Consider the following 16,302-nt stretch of genomic DNA (forward strand, 5'->3'; position numbering starts at 1 on the left):
GAATGCGTTGACGGCCAAACGCTCGGGCAAAGAGCGCACGTTACCATGACGGCGCTTTGCGCGCCGTCAGAGCATGCCTCTCGAGATCCCTCGTCTCGCTTCGCTCGCTCGGGATGACATAATACAATTATTGGATGTCTTCCTGAGGCCGCGAAGCGGCTGAAGGATCTCGAGCGCGGATCTCCGACCTGCTGCAAAGACCTGCAGGAGCGATCCCGTTACCCTGAACCTGTTGCCCTTGGCCAAACGCGTTGACGGTCGGGCAGGATTGGTCTACCCCCCTGCACTCCCTTCCGTCATCCCGGGCCGTTCAACGATGAAGCGTATCTTCTCCGGCGTTCAGCCGACCGGCAACCTGCACCTCGGCAACTATCTGGGCGCGATCCGCAACTGGGTGCGGCTGCAGAAGGACTACGAGAGCATCTTCTGCGTCGTGGACATGCACGCGATCACCGTGTGGCAGGACCCGGCGGAGCTGACCCGCACGACCCGCGAGGTCACGGCGGCGTTCATCGCCGCCGGCATCGACCCGGAGGGCTGCGTCATCTTCAACCAGTCGGCCGTGCCCGGGCATGCCCAACTGGCGTGGGTGTTCAACTGCGTCGCCCGCATGGGCTGGCTGAACCGCATGACGCAGTTCAAGGAAAAGGCGGGCAAGCACAAGGAGAACGCCTCGGTCGGGCTGTTCGCCTATCCGAACCTGATGGCCGCCGACATCCTGCTGTACAAGGCCACCCACGTCCCCGTCGGCGAAGACCAGAAGCAGCACCTGGAGTTGGCCCGCGACATCGCCCAGAAGTTCAACAACGACTTCGAGCGCGCGGTGTTCCCGATCACCGAACCGCTGATCCTGGGGGAGGCGACCCGCGTGATGTCCCTGCGGGACGGGTCGAAGAAGATGAGCAAGTCGGATGCCTCGGACTTCTCGCGCATCAACCTGACCGACGATGCCGATCTTCTGGCGCAGAAGATCCGCAAGGCCAAGACCGACCCCGAGCCGCTGCCGTCCGAGGTGGAGGGCCTGGAAGGCCGCCCCGAGGCCGCCAATCTGGTCGGCATCTTCGCCGCCCTGTCCGACACCAGCCGCGAAGCGGTGCTGGCCGAGCATGGCGGCCAGCCGTTCAGCGCCTTCAAGCAGTCCCTCACCGACCTGTCGGTCGCGGTCCTGGGGCCGATGAACGCGGAGATGAACCGTCTGCTCGCCAACCCCGCCGAGATCGACGCCATCCTGGCGCGCGGCGCGCAGCGCGCCCAGGCCATTGCCGGCCCGGTGCTGGACGAGGTCTACGAGACCGTCGGCTTCCTGCGGGTGTAATCCCGCCCCGACCGGGCCGGCGGAGCCGCGCGCCCCAAAGGGGCGCCGCGGCGATCAGGACAAGACCGCAATACACAAGACCGCAATACAGAGGACGTGTCGCCGGACCCGGCAGCCGGACGGGTCACCATGTCCGCCGGAGGGGACAAGGCTCATCCAGAAAAAGCGTTCATCCCGGACAATCGGGGCGATGGTGCTTCTCTGGACCTTTCGTCGGGTGCAGACCGAACGCCCGCCCCTGGCAAGGCGATCACGGTCACACATTAAGGCTTATCCCCTTGGTTCCGGTCCCCCCATGATGTGGAGGACGCGCGACCGCCGGACCCACCACCGACCGCGCCAACCGGACGCAGGGGGATAAGCCGGCACACATGTTCGAACGAGAGCGGCCGTCTTCGGCAACAGGATGGACCACCAAGACACCAGGACACAAAGGGGTCGGCGTCCGGCCAAGCCGTTGCGGTGACCGGCTGCGAGTCCGTAGAGCTTGACGCGATTGTCTTGAAGCTCCGCTCTTGGTGTTCTTTGTGTCTTTGTGGTGATTTTTTTTCGGCGCTGTAGGATCGTCCAGCGCCCTCCCGCCAAAGACGTGTGAATCAGATAGCCCATGTATGGCGGAGGAGTCCCGGTCCACCAGACGCCGGCCGGACTCCCTCCCCAAGGAATGAGGAGGGGTGGGGAGGGGGTGTCTCGGGTGGCCGCCGCAGTCCAGAAACCACCCGACCCCGATCATCCGTGATGATCCACGAAAAAGGGCGCCCGGTTCGTCTGAACCAGGGCGCCCTGTCCCGCGTCATGCGATGGTCTCGGTCTGATTGGTCGGAGTGGCAGGATTCGAACCTGCGGCCCCTGCCTCCCGAAGACAGTGCTCTACCAGGCTGAGCTACACTCCGGTCCGAGGTCTCGCCTGCGCGGGACCGCTTCTATAGTCCCTCACGCCGTCCCATGCAAGGCCGGATCTTCACGCGATGTCATCGCGCGTGTCGCCGGCCCGCATGGGGGCATACAGAGTGACGATGAGAGTGACGCCTCCGACAGACGGGTTCGGCGATGAACCTGTGGCGATGCGTCTTTTTGAGGCACGAGCCACCGCAACCTTAGCCGATTCCTGTACTGGCGCTCGGACTGTTCGCCACAGGTCCGGCGCGGACTCCCCACGGGGCTTGGGTCGCGGCCAATCCGCCGGGGCGCGCGTCCTCCCCAGGTGGTCAAGCCACAGGAGCCAATTGGCTGCTCCCGGTGGATCGGCTCGGTTCAGGAAGGATACACCACCGCTTCGGGCCGTCGCCCGCTGGTCACGCTTCGTTCCGCTCCGCTTCACTGCGCATGACCAGCGGTGTCTCCATTCCAAGAACCGCGTGAGAATGGTACAGGAGTCCGGGCAGCGCCGACCGATGATGACACGGCGTTTCAGGAAAGCAGGACCGGACCTCATGATCGACGACCAGGACCACCAGACGGATGCCGGGCAGGACCCGCCCGAGGGCGACGACGCCCGCCACACCGCCAAGATGCGCAAGAAGAAGGCCGCGCGCGACCGCATGATGGCCGGCAAGAGCGGCGAGAAGGGCCTGCTGATCGTTCACACCGGCCCCGGCAAGGGCAAGAGCTCGGCCGCTTTCGGCATGGTCCTGCGCTGTCTGGGCCACGGCATGAAGGTCGGCGTGGTGCAGTTCATCAAGGGGGCCATGGACACCGCCGAACGCACCGTGCTGGAGCGCTATCCGGATCTGGTGACCATCCGGGCCATGGGCGAGGGCTTCACGTGGGAAACCCAGGACCGCGCCCGCGATGTCGCCGCCGCCGAGCGGGCCTGGGCGCTCGCCGCCGAGATGCTGGCCGATCCCGACATCGCCATGGTGGTGCTGGACGAGATCAACGTGGTGCTGCGCTACGGGTATCTTGAGATCGAGCCGGTGCTGGACACCATCCACGGCCGCCCGCCCCTGCAGCACGTGGTGATGACCGGCCGCAACGCCGGCGACGCGATCATCGAGGCCGCCGATCTGGTCACCGAGATGAAGCTGGTCAAGCACCCCTTCCGCAGCGGCGTGAAGGGCCAGAAGGGCGTGGAGTTTTAAGGGGACGCCTCCTCAAACACCTCGCCCGCCAGCCAGCCCAGGATCAGGCGCCGCGCGATGGAGTCGGTCCGGGGCAGCAGCCATCCGGACTCCGGCGCGTCCCGGCCCATCTCGCCGAAGGCGGCCACCTCCGCGCGGGTGTGCCACGCGGCGTGCTCCAGCTCGCGCGGATCCAGCACGATGTCCGTGGTCTCGGCCTCGCAGTGGAAGCCGAGCATGATCGAGGCCGGGAACGGCCACGGCTGCGACGCCCCGTAGGCCAGGCGACCGACACGGAGGCCCGTTTCCTCGTGGACCTCGCGGCGGACCGCCTCTTCCAGGCTCTCGCCGGGCTCCACGAAGCCGGCCAGGGTGGAGACCATGCGCGGCGGCAACCGGGCCCCGCGCGCCAGCAGGCAGCGGGCATCCGGCCCGCGCCCGTGGTGCACCAGCATGATGACCGCCGGGTCGGTGCGCGGGAAGTGCCCGGCCCCGCAGGCCGGATCGGTGCAGCGGCGGCGGTAGCCCGCATCAGCCATCACCGAGGGCGCCCCGCAGGCGGCACAGAAGCGGTGCCGGCGGTGCCACGCCAGCACGCCCAGCGCCTGGGCCAGGATGGCGGCCTCGTCCGGGGGCAGGGCCGGCCCCACCGTGCGCAGCGGCAGGAAGCGCCCGCCCAGCCCGGTGTCCGGCCCGGCCTCGTCGCCGCCCTCGGCCTCGGCGGGGAGCTGCGCGGCGAACCACGCCACGCCCGCGCCGTCACGGCCCAGAAAGACCGTCTCGTCTGGTGTCAGGGCGGGGTCCGCCGGGGTCCAGTCGCCGCCCGTGACCATGGCGCGCGGGGCTGCCCGGCCGCCCGAGGTGTCCACCAGGACCTGATTGCGCCACAGCAGCACGACGCGGCTGGCCGGCTCCCGGCGGAGGCGCCCAACGGCGGTCGCGTCCTCGCGCAGGGGCTCCGCGCGGTCCAGGGGGGCGCCGGTGTAGACGAGCCCCTCCAGCGCCGTCCGCGCCGAGGGCGTCAGGGTCGCCCACCCGTGGGCGCCGGCGCTCCGTCCGGCCGCTGCTATCGTTTCCATGCCATTGCCTTCGCGGCCTCGTCCGTCTTGTACAGGTAGAGGGAGAAGTCGTTGGGGTCGTAGTCCTCCCGCAGCACCGCCTTGGCCACGCCGTCCTGCGCCTGGCCCCAGGCCAGGGCGGCGTCCGGGTCGGCGTGGAACAGGGTCCACAGGTTGCCGTGCGGCGCCTTCAGGCTGAGCGAGTTGATCGCCACACCCTTGCGCGCCCGCGCCAGCATGGCCATCGTCAGGGCCTTCATGTAGGCGTCGGGTTCGTCCCGGCGGTGGGCGAACACGCCGCTCGCCACCACCCAGTCGAAGGTGTCCTGCGGCAGGTCGGGAGCCGGATCCCCCAGCAGGCAGCCCTGACGGAACGCCAGCGTGGGATAACGGGCGGTGGCGTGCTCGATCATCGCCGGGGTCAGGTCCAGGCCGCAGTAGCCCAGGTCCATGCCGTGGCGGGCCAGCCAGTCCACGAAATCGCCGATGCCGCAGCCCACGTCCAGAAGGGTCTCGCCCGAGCGCAGTCCGGCCTCGGCCAGCACGGCGAATCGGCGTTCCTGGCTCTCGCGGCTGTTCCACTCCAGCGCGGCATGACTGCGGCCATGGCGCATGAGCAGGCGGCTGAAATGGGTGATGGTATGCCGGTCGTCGTCATGACTGACGTCGTCCAGGGCGCGACTGGTTTCGCTCACCACCTGGCGGTTGGCTGATCCAATGTCCAGGTGGAGTCGTAGAGTCTTGAGTTTCGAAACAAATGAAGGTGAGGACGACATGGTTCTTCCGTCCCGGCTGTCCCGCGGGTCTGTGGCGGGCATCTTGGCGATGGGTGTGGCGCTGGCGGCGGGGTCGGTTCCGCCCGCCGGCGCATCGTCGCAAATTGAGTCCACCTTCGCCAAGGACCAACTGGCGAGCGTCCCCGCTTCGCCCGAGACCCTGTACCCCAACGGCCTGCGCTTTGACGTGGTCCGCAAGGGCGACGTGGTGGGCGAGCATCGCACCACCTTCCGGCGCGACGGCGACACCCTGGTGGTGGACAGCCGCATGTCGCTGGACATCGGCTTTCTGGGGATGACCCTGTACACCTACGACTATGATTCCACGGGCCGCTGGCGCGACGGCGTTCCGGTCGCGGTGGACGCCAGGGTGAACGAAGACGGCGACATCCGCCGGGTCGAGGCCCGATGGTCCGGCGACACCCTGTCCGTGGATGGCTCCAAGGGCGCCTGGACGGCCGAGTCTCCCGTCCTGCCCACCAACCACTGGAACGCCGCCGTCCTGACCCGGACCGAGGTGCTCAACACCATCACCGGCGGGCGCAACAGCGTGACCATCACGCCCGGCCCGATGGAGCGCGTCGAGACCGGCGCCGGCCCGCGTGAGGCGCGCCGCTTCGACTATACCGGCGAGCTGGAGGTTCAGGTCTGGTACGACGCGCGCGGCCGCTGGGTGAGGCTGGCGTTCGAGGGCAAGGACGGCACGCCCGTGACCTATGTTTGCACTGAATGTGGTGGGGACCCGAATGGATGATCCGACCCCCGACTCCGTGGTCTGGCTGATCGGGGCCGGCCGAGGCATCGGCCGCGCGCTGGCCCTGCACCTCGCGCGCGAGGGACGCACGGTGGTGGGCAGCGCCCGCAACCGCGAGGACCTGGAGTCCCTGGCCCGCGAAGCCGAGGGTCTGTCCGGCCGCATCCTGCCGCAGCCGCTGGACGTGACCGACCGGGCCGCGACCGCCCAGGCGCTGGAGGAGATCGAGGCCCGCGTGGGGCTGCCCGATGTCGTGGTGCTGAACGCCGGCACGCACACGTCGATGCCGGCCGCGCGGTTCGATCCGGAGGTGTTCGATAAACTCATGGCCGTCAATGTCGGGGGTGTGGTCAACGGCCTCGCCGCCGTCATTCCGCGGTTCGTCAAGCGCCGCCGGGGCCGGATCACGGTGGTGGGCTCGGTGGCGGGCTATGTGGGCCTGCCCACGGCCTCCGCCTACAGCGCCAGCAAGGCCGCCGTGATCGCCATGGGCCAGTCCCTGCGGCCGGAGCTTGAGGCGTTCGGCATCACCGTCCAGGTAGTCAACCCGGGCTTCGTGCGGACACCGCTGACGGACCGCAACACCTTCGCCATGCCGTTCCTGATGGAGCCGGAGGCCGCCGCCGCCCGCATCGCCAAGGGCCTGCGCTCCAGTCGGTTCGAGATCACCATGCCGCGCCGGTTCACGTGGCTGATGAAGCTGCTCGCCATGCTGCCGTACCCGGTGCTGTTCGCGCTGACCCGTCGGGCCATCCCGCCGGAGGCGCGGCCCGAGGCCCTGGACGCGGACGGGACCGACGAGGGCGGGACGGACCGCAAGGCCGACGCGGCATGACGGACCCCTTTTTCGAGCCGCCGCCCCCCGCTGCGCCCTCTCAGGTCGTTGTGCACGGCGCGGCCCGCTACGTGGCCTTCTTCGAGGGCATGACGCCGGAGGCGCTCGACCGGCTGGCCGAGGTGGCGACGGCGGACATCCACTTCGTCGATCCGTTCAACGACACCGTGGGCCTGCCGGCGCTGCGGCGCATCCTGGCCGCCATGTACCAGGACACCCAGGACCCGTGCTTCCGCGTGACGCACCGGGCCTTCGACGGGGACGTGTGCTTCCTGCGCTGGGTGTTCACGGCGCGCATCAAGGCATTGGGCGGGGACTGGCGCATCGACGGCATGAGCGAGGTGCGGTTCGCCGAAGACGGCCGCGCGCGCGAGCACATCGACCACTGGGACGCCGCCCGCCAGTTCCACGAGCGCCTGCCCGTGCTGGGGTGGGTGCTGCGCCGGGTGCGCCGCCGCCTTGCCCACGGCAAGCGGGCGGGGTAGGGGTTGGTGATGCCGCAGGGCTCCGAATCCAGATGACAGGGGTGTCATGGTTCGTGCCCCTTCACGAGAGCCGTCGCGCCTTTCGGGAGCTCAGGGTGACAATACCTACTAAAAGTGTGTCATCCTGAGGGAGTGAAGCGACCGAAGGACCTCGACAGGTGGGTTCGCCTCCATCAGTGTCTCAGAACGGTCATCCGGGTTCGGCGCCCTGGGTGATGCCGGGCGGGAGTTGCACTCTCGCCCGGACCGATTTCATCCCCATACTTGGACGAAACGGTCCGGACGGGGCTGCAAGCCCCGTCCGGCACGCAGAGCGAACCCATCGAACGTTGCTTGTGCCAACGGTCATCGTCAGATGCGGTTGGGATCACCCCTCCGTTAGCAATGCCGCCACGCGGGCGCGCAGGACGGGCAGAAGCTCGGTCTCGAACCAGGGGTTCCGCCGCAGCCAGGCCGTGTTGCGCCAGCTCGGATGGGGCAGGGGCAGCCGCCCGGCCTCGGCCAGCGGCGCGGCGAATCCGCGCACCGTCTCGGTCATGGTCCGCGCCCGGCGATCGCCCAGATAGCGGGCCTGGGCGTACTGCCCCACCAGCAAGGTGAGTCCCACCCGGGGCAGCCCCGCCAGCAGCGGCGGGTGCCACGTGGGCGCGCAGTCCGGACGCTGCGGGGCATCGCCGCCGCGCGGCAGCCGGCCCGGGTAGCACAGCCCCATGGGCACGATGGCCACCCGGTCCTCGTCGTAGAAGGTCTCGCGGTCCACGCCCATCCAGGCGCGCAGGCGGTCGCCGGACGGGTCGTTCCAGGGGATGCCGGTGGCGTGGACCCTGGTGCCCGGGGCCTGCCCGACGATCAGCAGGCGCGCCGTCGCCCGGGCCCGCAGCACCGGGCGCGGCCCCAGCGGCAGATGGGCCGCGCACAGGGTGCAGGCCCGCGCGGCCGCCACGGTCTCGTCGAGGGAGTCTCTTCCGCTCACGCTGCCGCCCTCGGCCCGTACGGCATTCGGGCGCCCAAACCTGAACCGATGGCGCCGCGAAGCGGCGCCAGGGCGGCACCGGCCCGCTCCCCCACCCGGCCACCCCAAGGATGCGGGCGGGGGTGGCCGGGGGGGGGGGCGGGCCGGCCACGGGCTTCAACGGTCATCGTCAGATGCCGTTGGTGTTAAGCCTGCCCGTCGAGCGCGCGGGCGTCGGTGACCAGCCGGGTGCGTTCCACCCACCAGGCGGGCCGCGTCTCGGCGATGATCTGGCGGGCGGTCTCCGCCTCCGCGTCCGATCCGAACAGGGCGAAGCAGGTCCCGCCGCTGCCCGACATGCGGGTCAGCAGCGCGCCCGCCTGATCGGTCAGCAGGTCCAGGGCCTCGCCCACCTCGTCCGCCACGGTGCGGGTGGGTGTCTCCAGGTCGTTGCGCCGGCCGGCCAGATCGTTGGCCAGCGCCAATGCGTTGACGGGGGCGTCGCGCAGCGGGAACGGTCGCGAGAACGGGCCGGAGCGCAGCCCGAACACCTCGCCCGTGGGCACCGGCACGCCCGGGTTGACCAGCAGCAGCGGCACGGCCGGCAGGGCGGGAGCGGGCTCCAGCACCTCGCCGATTCCCGAGACGTTGGCGGCCCGGCCGTACAGGCAGATCGGCACATCCGCCCCCAGACCCAGCGCCACGTCCAGCATGGCGGCGTCCTCCAGGGCGAGGCCCCACAGCCGGTACAACCCGCGCAGCACGGCGGCCGCGTCGGACGAGCCGCCGCCGATGCCGCCGGCCACCGGCAGTCGCTTGACCAGGGTCAGGCGGGCGCCGGCGGTCACGCCGGCGATGTCGGCGAGGCGGCGGGCCGCGCGGATCATCAGGTTGTCGTCCGCATCCAGGCCGTCCAGCGCGGCGGCGCGCGGCCCCTCGATGGTCAGGGAGAGGCTCTCGGCCGGCTCGATCACCACCGTGTCGAACACGCCGGCGAACACCATCAGGCTGTCGAGCAGGTGATAGCCGTCGGTGCGGCGGCCGGTGATGTGCAGGTGCAGGTTCACCTTGGCCGGGGCGGCCAGGCGCAGGGCGTTGGGCGACGTCACCGGCCGCCCTCCGCGACCGGCTCCAGCCCCGTCTCCAGCTTGGCTTCGATCTCGGGGATCGTGTCCTCCTCGGGCTCCAGGCTGAGCGCGCGTTCCCACTGGAAGCGGGCTTCGGTGCGCCGGCCCACGCGCCAGTAGGCATCGCCCAGGTGGTCGTTGATGGTCCAGTCCTGCGGCCGCAACTCGACGGCGCGTTCCAGTTCCACCACGGCTTCCTCGTAGCGCCCCAGCAGGTAGTACCCCCAGCCCAGGCTGTCCACGATGTAGCCGTCGTTGGGGCGCTGGCGCACGGCCTCCTTGACCATGTCCACCGCGCGCTCGATGTTCTCGCCCCGGTCCAGCCAGGAATAGCCCAGGTAGTTCAGGATCTCCGGCTGGTCCGGCTCCAGGTCCAGGGCGCGCAGGAAGTCGGCCTCGGCCTTGTCCCATTCGCCCGCCCGTTCGTAGGACACGCCGCGCCGGTACAGCACCGGCCACAGGGCGACGCCGTTGTCGTTGTCGATGCGGTCGATAGCGACCGAGTAGGCCTCCGCCGCCTCGGCGAAGCGGTCGGCGCGGCGCAGCAGGTCGCCCTTGTCCACCAGCGGTTCCAACTGGTCCGGATGGGTCTCGGCGAGGGCGTCGTAGCGGGCCAGCGCCTCGTCGATGCGGTCGAGCTGTTCCAGGTTCTCGGCCAGATACAACCGCGTCACGTAGTCCAGCGCCGGATCATCGGTGGTGTCGATCTCCTGCAGGACGGTGTTGGCGGCCTCGTACTGCTTCATGCGGCGCAGGGTCTCGGCGATGCCCAGGGCGGCGCGCTGGAAGTCCGGGTTCACGCCCAGGGCCATCTGCATGAGCACGATCGCCGTGTCCGACCCCTGGCCCTGGTTGACGGCGAGCCCGGTGTGATAGAGCGCCTCGGCATAGCCCTCCCGGGCGGTGGTGACCAGATCGGACACACCGTCGGCGCCCTCGGCCCGCACCCGCGCGGCCAGATCGGAGACCATCAGGGGCGCGGGCCCCTGGGCCAGATAGTCTTCCACCAGGTCCAGCGCCTCGGCGGTGCGGCCCTGATGCGTCAGCAGCATGACGATCAGTTCCAGCGGCCGGGCGTTGTCGGGCGGCCCATCCTCCAGGTAGGCGTCCAGCAGCGCGCCGGCGCGGGCCCGGTCGCCGCTGATGTCGGCGATCAGGATGCCGTGCAGGTCCACCAGTCGCCGGGCCGAGGCCATGGAGCGCGCCGGCTCCAGCGCCTCCAGGGCGCCGTCCAGGTCGCCGGTGTCGAGCCGCGCCCAGGCCAGCAGCATGGGCTGCAGCAGCGCGTTCAGGCCGTTGGCCTCGATCGGCCACAGCCACCCGACGGCGTCGTTGGGATTGCCGTCGCGCATGGCGGACGAGGCCAGCAGCAGCGGCGCGAAGTCCTCGCCGGCCAGGGCCACGACCGCATCGCGGGCCACGCCCACGGCCTCGTCGAAGCGGCCGTCCGCCATCAGGTAATAGTACGCCCGGCGCATCAGCATGGGATTGCCGGGATCGGCGGCCAGGGCGTCGGCGAAGTGGCTGGCGGCGGCCGAAATGTTGTTGTCGTACTGCGCCGCGCGGCCGGCCAGATACTTGCCCAGCGCGCGCCCCGAGGGGCCTTGCGCCGCGTCGTCGGTGGACGCATCCGGCGCCTTGGCGGCCGGGCCCCCATTTGACGCGCCCTCCGGCGCCGTCGCATCGGCGGCGGCCAGACGGGTGAGACCGGCGGCCCCGGTCGGCTCCGCGGCCGTGTCGCCGGGATGGGCGCAGGCCGCCGGCGTCAGGGCCAGGGCCGCCCACAGGACCACAAACGCGGCCTGGGCCGGCCTGCGCGCCGGAGGAAAGGATACGCTCTGCGCCATCTGCGCCCTCTGCGCCATGGAGTGCTCCCGGACCGTCGTTGCCTGCGGATCAATTCCAACGGCATCTGACGATGACCGTTGGAGTCCGTGGCCGGCCCTCTCCCCCACCCGGCCCCCCATAGGATACTTTCGTTGGGTGGGCGGGGGGGGGAGAGGGCCGGTGCTGCCCTGGCACCGCTTCTCGGTGCCATTCTTCCAGTTTGGGCGCCTGGGGGGCGCCCGGGCGGGTGAGTCACACTCACCCGCCGCAGGGACTACATGTTCGGATAGTTGGGGCCGTCCCCGCCCTGCGGCACCACCCAGTTGATGTTCTGGGTGGGGTCCTTGATGTCGCAGGTCTTGCAGTGGACGCAGTTCTGGAAGTTGATCTGCAGCTTCTGGCCGCCCGCCTCGGCGTCGTCCACGAACTCGTACACCCCGGCCGGACAGAACCGCGCCTCGGGCCCGGCGTACTCCGGCAGGTTCACCCGCTTCGGCACCGCGTCATCCTTCAGCGTCAGATGACAGGGCTGGTTTTCCTCGTGGTTCGTGTTCGACAGGTAGACCGAGGACAGCCGGTCGAAGCTGATCTTGCCATCGGGCTTGGGATAGTCGATGGGCTTGCACTCCGATGCCTTCTTCAGCGCCGTGTGGTCCTCGTGGTGGCCCAGCGTCCACGGCGCGTAGCCGCGCAGGCCGTAGGCCTCCAGCGCCGAATAGGTCAGGCCGCCCCACATGCCCCACTTGAACGACGGGCGGATGTTGCGGACCTGCTTCAACTCCTTGCCCATCCAGGACTTATCCAGGGCCTCGCGGTAGCCGGTGACGGCGCCCGCCGTGTCCGCCTTCAGGTGGGCGAACACGGCCTCGGCGGCCAGCATGCCCGACTTCATGGCGGTATGGGTGCCCTTGATCTTGGGCACGTTCAGGAAGCCGGCGGTGTCGCCCACCAGCACGCCGCCGGGGAAGGTCAGCTTGGGGATGGACTGCCAGCCGCCTTCGGCCAGGGCGCGCGCGCCGTAGGAGACGCGGCGGCCGTTCTCGAAATAGGTCCGCACCTTGGGGTGCGTCTTCCACTGCTGGAATTCGTCGAACGGGCTCAGATAGGGGTTGGTGTAGTCCAGGCCGACCACGAACCCGACAGCGACCATGTTGTCGCCGAAGTGGTACATGAACGAGCCGCCGTAGACGTCGCGCGGCACCGGCCAGCCGATGGTGTGGACGATCAGGCCGGGCTTGTGCACGGCGGGTTCGACCTCCCACAGTTCCTTGATGCCGATGCCGTAGGTCTGCGGCTGCACGCCCTCGCGCAGCTTGAAGCGGTCCATCAGGCCCTTGGTCAGCGAGCCCCGGCAGCCCTCGGCGAAGATGGTCTGGCGCGCGTGCAGCTCCATGCCCGGCTCGAACAGGGCGGTGGGCTCGCCGTCCTTGCCGACCCCCATGGCGCCGGTGGCGACACCCTTGACCGAGCCGTCCTCGTGGTACAGCACCTCGGCCGCCGCGAAGCCCGGGTAGACCTCGACGCCCAGGGCCTCGGCCTGCTCGGCCAGCCAGCGGCAGACGTTGCCCAGGCTGACGATGTAGTTGCCCTTGTTGTGCATCTGGGGCGGCGTGGGCAGCTTGAACCCGCCGCCCTTGGTGAGGAACAGGAACTCGTCCTTGCCCGCCGCCTGGTCCAGGGGCGCGCCCTTGTCGCGCCAGTCCGGGATCAGTTCGTCGAGCGCGCGGGTCTCGATGACCGCGCCGGACAGGATGTGGGCGCCCACCTCGGAGCCCTTTTCCAGCACGCAGACACTGAGGTCGTGGCCCTGCTCGGCCGCCAGGGTGCGCAGACGGATCGCCGCGGACAGGCCGGACGGCCCGGCGCCCACGATGACCACATCGAATTCCATCGCTTCGCGTTCCATGACATCTCCCCGTGCCCGCCCCGCGGGCGATTTCCCGTGCCCGCCCCAGCGGGCGAATTTTCGTGCCCGCCCGCCGGCGCGGGCGATCCTGTTCGGATACCGACCTGTTCGGCCTCTTGATGCCGCACCCTATAGCATGGGAACGGGCCCGGCGACAAAATCCGGTGTGTGACCGGCCTCGCGGCACGCTCGATCAGCCCGCGTCGGCGGTGTCCGCTTCCACGGTCTGGCGCTGCTCGCCCAGCCCGTCGATGCCCAGCCGCATTTCATTGCCGGGGCGCAGGTAGACCCGAGGGCGGCGCCCCATGCCCACGCCCGGGGGTGTGCCGGTGGCGATCACGTCGCCCGGGTGCAGGGTCATCAACTGGCTGAGGTACGAGACCAGGAACGCCACCCCATAGACCATGGTGGCGGTGGAGCCGGTCTGCATGCGTTGCTCGTCGACGTCCAGCCACAGGCCGAGCGCCTGCGGATCGGCGATCTCGTCGCGGGTGACCAGCCACGGCCCGAGCGGACAGAAGGTGTCGCAGCTCTTGCCTTTGGTCCACTGGCCGGCGCGCTTGATTTGGTAGTGCCGCTCCGAGACGTCGTTGACGATGGTGTAGCCGGCGACATGCGTCAGGGCGTCGTCCTCCGTCACGTATTTCGCGGGGGTGCCGATGACCACGCCCAGTTCCACCTCCCAGTCGGTGGCGACGGAGCCGCGCGGCAGCACCACCGGGTCGTTGGGGCCGTTGATGGCGCTCGTGGCCTTCATGAACAGCACCGGCTCGGGCGGGACCTCGCCGCCGGTTTCGGCCGCGTGGTCGGCGTAGTTCAGGCCGATGGCCATGACCTTGCCCACGCCGGCCACGGGCGGACCCAGGCGAGTGCCCTCGGGCACGACGGGGAGGGCGGCGGGGTCGAGCGCGCGCAGGCGCTCCAGCCCGGCCTCGGACAGCACGGCCCCGGCGAGGTCGTCCACATGGGCGGACAGATCACGGACGCGGCCGTCGGCGTCGAGCAGGCCGGGCTTTTCCTGACCCCGGGGGCCATGGCGGAGGAGTTTCATCGGGATTCGGTCCTGTGTGCGGGCGGTGCAGCATCAAGCATACGCCGGGTGCGCCGCGCCACCAAGACGCGACCGCGTGCACCGCACACGGCGGGGTGCGCCGGTGGCACGACCCCGCCCTATGGGGTCTCCCGCACCACGGCCTCGACCGCCTTGGCGACGGTGAGCAGGCGGCGGTCTCCGCCGTGGGGGCCGATCAGCATCAGGCCGACGGGGGGCTCGCCCGGACGGTGGCAGGGCACGGAGATGGCGCAGGCGTTCATGATGTTGGCCACCGAGGGGTTCCGGAGCATGGCCATGTTGATGCGGGCGTAGTCCGCCTCGGCGCGCAGGGCGCTCACCGGCGGGGCCACCGTGGGCACCGTCGGCCACACGAAGGCGTCGTGGCGGGCCAGCGCCGCGTGAAACCGCGACGTCAGGTCCAGGCGGCCGCGCTGCACATCCACCAGATCGGCGGCGTCCATTTCCGCCCCGCGCTCGATGCGCACCCGTACACGGGGGTCGTAGCGGTCGGCGGCCGCGCGATCGGCCAGCCGGGCGCGGTGGATGGCCCAGGACTCGGCCGCCGCCAGTCCGCCCTTGGCGTTCAGCGCCGGCACCTCGGCGATGGCCGGCACCGCCTGATCGGTGATCCGCACGCCGGCCTGGGACAGGCGGGAGAGGGCGCGGGCGAAGGTGTCCGCCACGGTCTCGTCCAGGTCGTCCAGCCCCAGGTCGGTGGGCACCACCAGGTCCAGGCCGGCCGCGCCGATCTCCGGCAGCGGCGGCGCCATGGGGTGGCCGGACAGAATGGCGTCCAGCGTCGCGCAGCAGTCCACCGAGCGGCCCAGCGGCCCCACCGAATCCAGGCTGAAGGACAGCGGAAACACGCCGTCGCGCGGCACCCGGCTGGCGGTCGGCTTGAACCCGACCAGTCCGCACAAGGCGGCCGGGATGCGGCAGGACCCGCCGGTGTCCGTGCCCACGGCGCCGTGGGCCATGCCGTCGGTCACCGAGACCGCCGCGCCGGACGAGGACCCGCCCGGAATGCGCCCCGTGGCGCGGTCCCAGGGGTTCAGCGGTGTGCCGAAGTGCGGATTCAGGCCGACGCCGGAGAAGGCGAACTCGGTCATGTTGGCGCGCCCCAGCACGATCAGTCCGGCGGCCCGCAGGCGGGTGACGGCGGGGGCGTCCATGGCGGCCGGCGGCGCGTCGGCCAGCACCTTCGAGCCGGCGCGGGTGGTCTGCCCGACCTCGTCGAACAGGTCCTTGATGGAGACCGGCACACCCGCCAGCGGATGCGGGTGGGCCCCCGCCGCGCGCAACTGGTCCAGGGCGTCTGCGGCGGCGCGGGCGGCGGCGGCGTGCAACTTCACATAGACCCGCTGGCCCTCTCCGGCGGGGTCGGCGATCCGCTCCAGGCAGGCTTCAACAAGCGCGCGGCTGCTGGTCTTTCCGCTTTGCAGGCGCTGCGCCATCTGGCGCAGGGTCGGCGCGTCCAAGGTCATGCGCGGTCGGGTCCCGTCCGGTTCAGGTCACGCGGAACCCTAGACCGGGCCGCGCGGGTTTGGGAAGCCTGCAGAAACCTCTACTTGAAGTAGCTGGCCGGGATCTCGTCCTCCTCGCCCCAGTCGAAGCCGGAGAACTCGCCGGCCTTGATGCGGGTGGTCTTGGGCACGCCGCAGGCCTTGAACAGGCTGTTGACCCAGGCCGCGCAGTTCTCGTCGATCAGGCTGTAGGGCAGGTTCTTTTTGGCCTCGTTTTTCTTGAACAGTTCGGCCTTGACGATGATGTCCTTGACGAAGGCGTCCTTGGTCTTGCCGTTGGGTGGCGCCACCGCGTGCCGCTCCAGGTCGAAGTCGGACCACTGCTTCTTGGTGATCGCCGGGTTCAGGACCTCCTTGACCGCGTGCACGTCCGATTTCTCGTTGTAGCCCAGCATCAGCCGGTTGGTGCCGCCCTTCTTGATGGCGAAGGCGGCGATGGTCATGAACTCGGTGCCGGCGTATTTCTGCCAGGTCACGCCCATGGTGGACGTGATCTTGGGTTCGCCCTGGACGACCAGGATGAAATGGTGGTTGCCCCAGGGCGAGCCCGCCAGATCGCGGGCACACCAGTAGATCTTGCTTGCGGCCATGTGACGGTCCCCCCCTGCCGGTCGATGCGGTCGCGTGACG

14 protein-coding genes and 1 tRNA gene are annotated in these 16,302 nt (G+C 70.1%); 5 read left to right on the plus strand and 10 right to left on the minus strand.

Annotation, left to right across the window (positions count from 1 at the left end; all coding sequences use genetic code 11):
- Nucleotides 1–316 precede the first annotated feature (316 nt).
- The gene (gene trpS / locus GHC57_RS00085; RefSeq protein WP_153339877.1) at nucleotides 317–1,315 is read left to right on the plus strand and encodes a tryptophan--tRNA ligase; all 999 of its coding nucleotides are present in this window, start codon (nucleotides 317–319) and stop codon (nucleotides 1,313–1,315) included.
- A gap of 816 nt (nucleotides 1,316–2,131) precedes the next feature.
- Here the strand turns inward: trpS and GHC57_RS00090 are convergent.
- Nucleotides 2,132–2,208 (minus strand) — tRNA-Pro (locus GHC57_RS00090).
- Nucleotides 2,209–2,748: 540 nt separating this feature from the next.
- Between GHC57_RS00090 and cobO the strand changes: the two genes are divergently transcribed.
- Nucleotides 2,749–3,396, plus strand: coding sequence for a cob(I)yrinic acid a,c-diamide adenosyltransferase (cobO, locus tag GHC57_RS00095; protein ID WP_153339879.1), 648 nt, complete (start codon nucleotides 2,749–2,751; stop codon nucleotides 3,394–3,396).
- Here cobO and nudC read toward each other — a convergent pair.
- Entirely contained in the window at nucleotides 3,393–4,454 is a 1,062-nt protein-coding gene (nudC, locus tag GHC57_RS00100; RefSeq protein WP_153339881.1) for an NAD(+) diphosphatase, read from the minus strand. The two genes, cobO and nudC, sit on opposite strands and share 4 nt — an antisense overlap.
- Nucleotides 4,442–5,128, minus strand: a complete 687-nt coding sequence (locus GHC57_RS00105) for a methyltransferase (RefSeq protein ID WP_170294580.1) — start codon at nucleotides 5,126–5,128, stop codon at nucleotides 4,442–4,444. The genes nudC and GHC57_RS00105 overlap by 13 nt, the downstream gene beginning before the upstream one ends.
- A 79-nt stretch (nucleotides 5,129–5,207) precedes the next feature.
- On the opposite strand from GHC57_RS00105, the gene GHC57_RS19245 reads away from it, so the two are divergent.
- Genes GHC57_RS19245 through GHC57_RS00120 form a run of 3 tightly spaced genes read left to right on the plus strand, consistent with a single transcriptional unit; the run spans nucleotide 5,208 to nucleotide 7,283 of the window.
- Nucleotides 5,208–5,963 carry a DUF6134 family protein gene (locus tag GHC57_RS19245; protein WP_170294581.1) on the plus strand — a complete coding sequence of 252 codons (756 nt, stop codon included), beginning with the start codon at nucleotides 5,208–5,210 and terminating at the stop codon, nucleotides 5,961–5,963.
- Complete coding sequence (locus GHC57_RS00115) at nucleotides 5,956–6,798, plus strand: SDR family NAD(P)-dependent oxidoreductase (protein WP_153339886.1); 843 nt, start codon at nucleotides 5,956–5,958, stop codon at nucleotides 6,796–6,798. The genes GHC57_RS19245 and GHC57_RS00115 overlap by 8 nt, the downstream gene beginning before the upstream one ends.
- A complete protein-coding gene (locus tag GHC57_RS00120; RefSeq protein WP_153339888.1) occupies nucleotides 6,795–7,283 on the plus strand; it encodes a nuclear transport factor 2 family protein in 489 nt (162 codons plus the stop codon). The genes GHC57_RS00115 and GHC57_RS00120 overlap by 4 nt, the downstream gene beginning before the upstream one ends.
- A gap of 367 nt (nucleotides 7,284–7,650) precedes the next feature.
- On the opposite strand, the gene GHC57_RS00125 is transcribed toward GHC57_RS00120, so the two are convergent.
- The 7 genes from GHC57_RS00125 to GHC57_RS00155 form a co-directional block, all read right to left on the minus strand.
- A complete protein-coding gene (locus GHC57_RS00125; protein ID WP_170294582.1) occupies nucleotides 7,651–8,256 on the minus strand; it encodes a uracil-DNA glycosylase family protein in 606 nt (201 codons plus the stop codon).
- A 185-nt stretch (nucleotides 8,257–8,441) separates the two neighbouring features.
- Complete coding sequence (locus GHC57_RS00130) at nucleotides 8,442–9,344, minus strand: 4-(cytidine 5'-diphospho)-2-C-methyl-D-erythritol kinase (RefSeq protein ID WP_170294583.1); 903 nt, start codon at nucleotides 9,342–9,344, stop codon at nucleotides 8,442–8,444.
- Nucleotides 9,341–11,227, minus strand: coding sequence for a tetratricopeptide repeat protein (locus tag GHC57_RS20185; protein WP_170294584.1), 1,887 nt, complete (start codon nucleotides 11,225–11,227; stop codon nucleotides 9,341–9,343). The genes GHC57_RS00130 and GHC57_RS20185 overlap by 4 nt, the downstream gene beginning before the upstream one ends.
- Before the next feature lie 236 nt (nucleotides 11,228–11,463).
- Nucleotides 11,464–13,095, minus strand: a complete 1,632-nt coding sequence (locus GHC57_RS00140; protein WP_153339893.1) for an electron transfer flavoprotein-ubiquinone oxidoreductase — start codon at nucleotides 13,093–13,095, stop codon at nucleotides 11,464–11,466.
- A gap of 193 nt (nucleotides 13,096–13,288) precedes the next feature.
- On the minus strand, nucleotides 13,289–14,146 hold the full coding sequence (locus tag GHC57_RS00145) for a fumarylacetoacetate hydrolase family protein (RefSeq protein WP_153339895.1): 858 nt from the start codon (nucleotides 14,144–14,146) through the stop codon (nucleotides 13,289–13,291).
- 119 nt (nucleotides 14,147–14,265) lie between these two features.
- Entirely contained in the window at nucleotides 14,266–15,633 is a 1,368-nt protein-coding gene (locus GHC57_RS00150; protein WP_153339897.1) for an amidase, read from the minus strand.
- An 80-nt stretch (nucleotides 15,634–15,713) separates the two neighbouring features.
- Entirely contained in the window at nucleotides 15,714–16,262 is a 549-nt protein-coding gene (locus GHC57_RS00155) for a hypothetical protein (RefSeq protein ID WP_153339899.1), read from the minus strand.
- Nucleotides 16,263–16,302: the final 40 nt, after the last annotated feature.

The sequence above is a fragment of the Roseospira navarrensis genome (assembly GCF_009601025.1).
GTDB classification, from domain to species: Bacteria; Pseudomonadota; Alphaproteobacteria; order Rhodospirillales; family Rhodospirillaceae; genus Rhodospira; species Rhodospira navarrensis.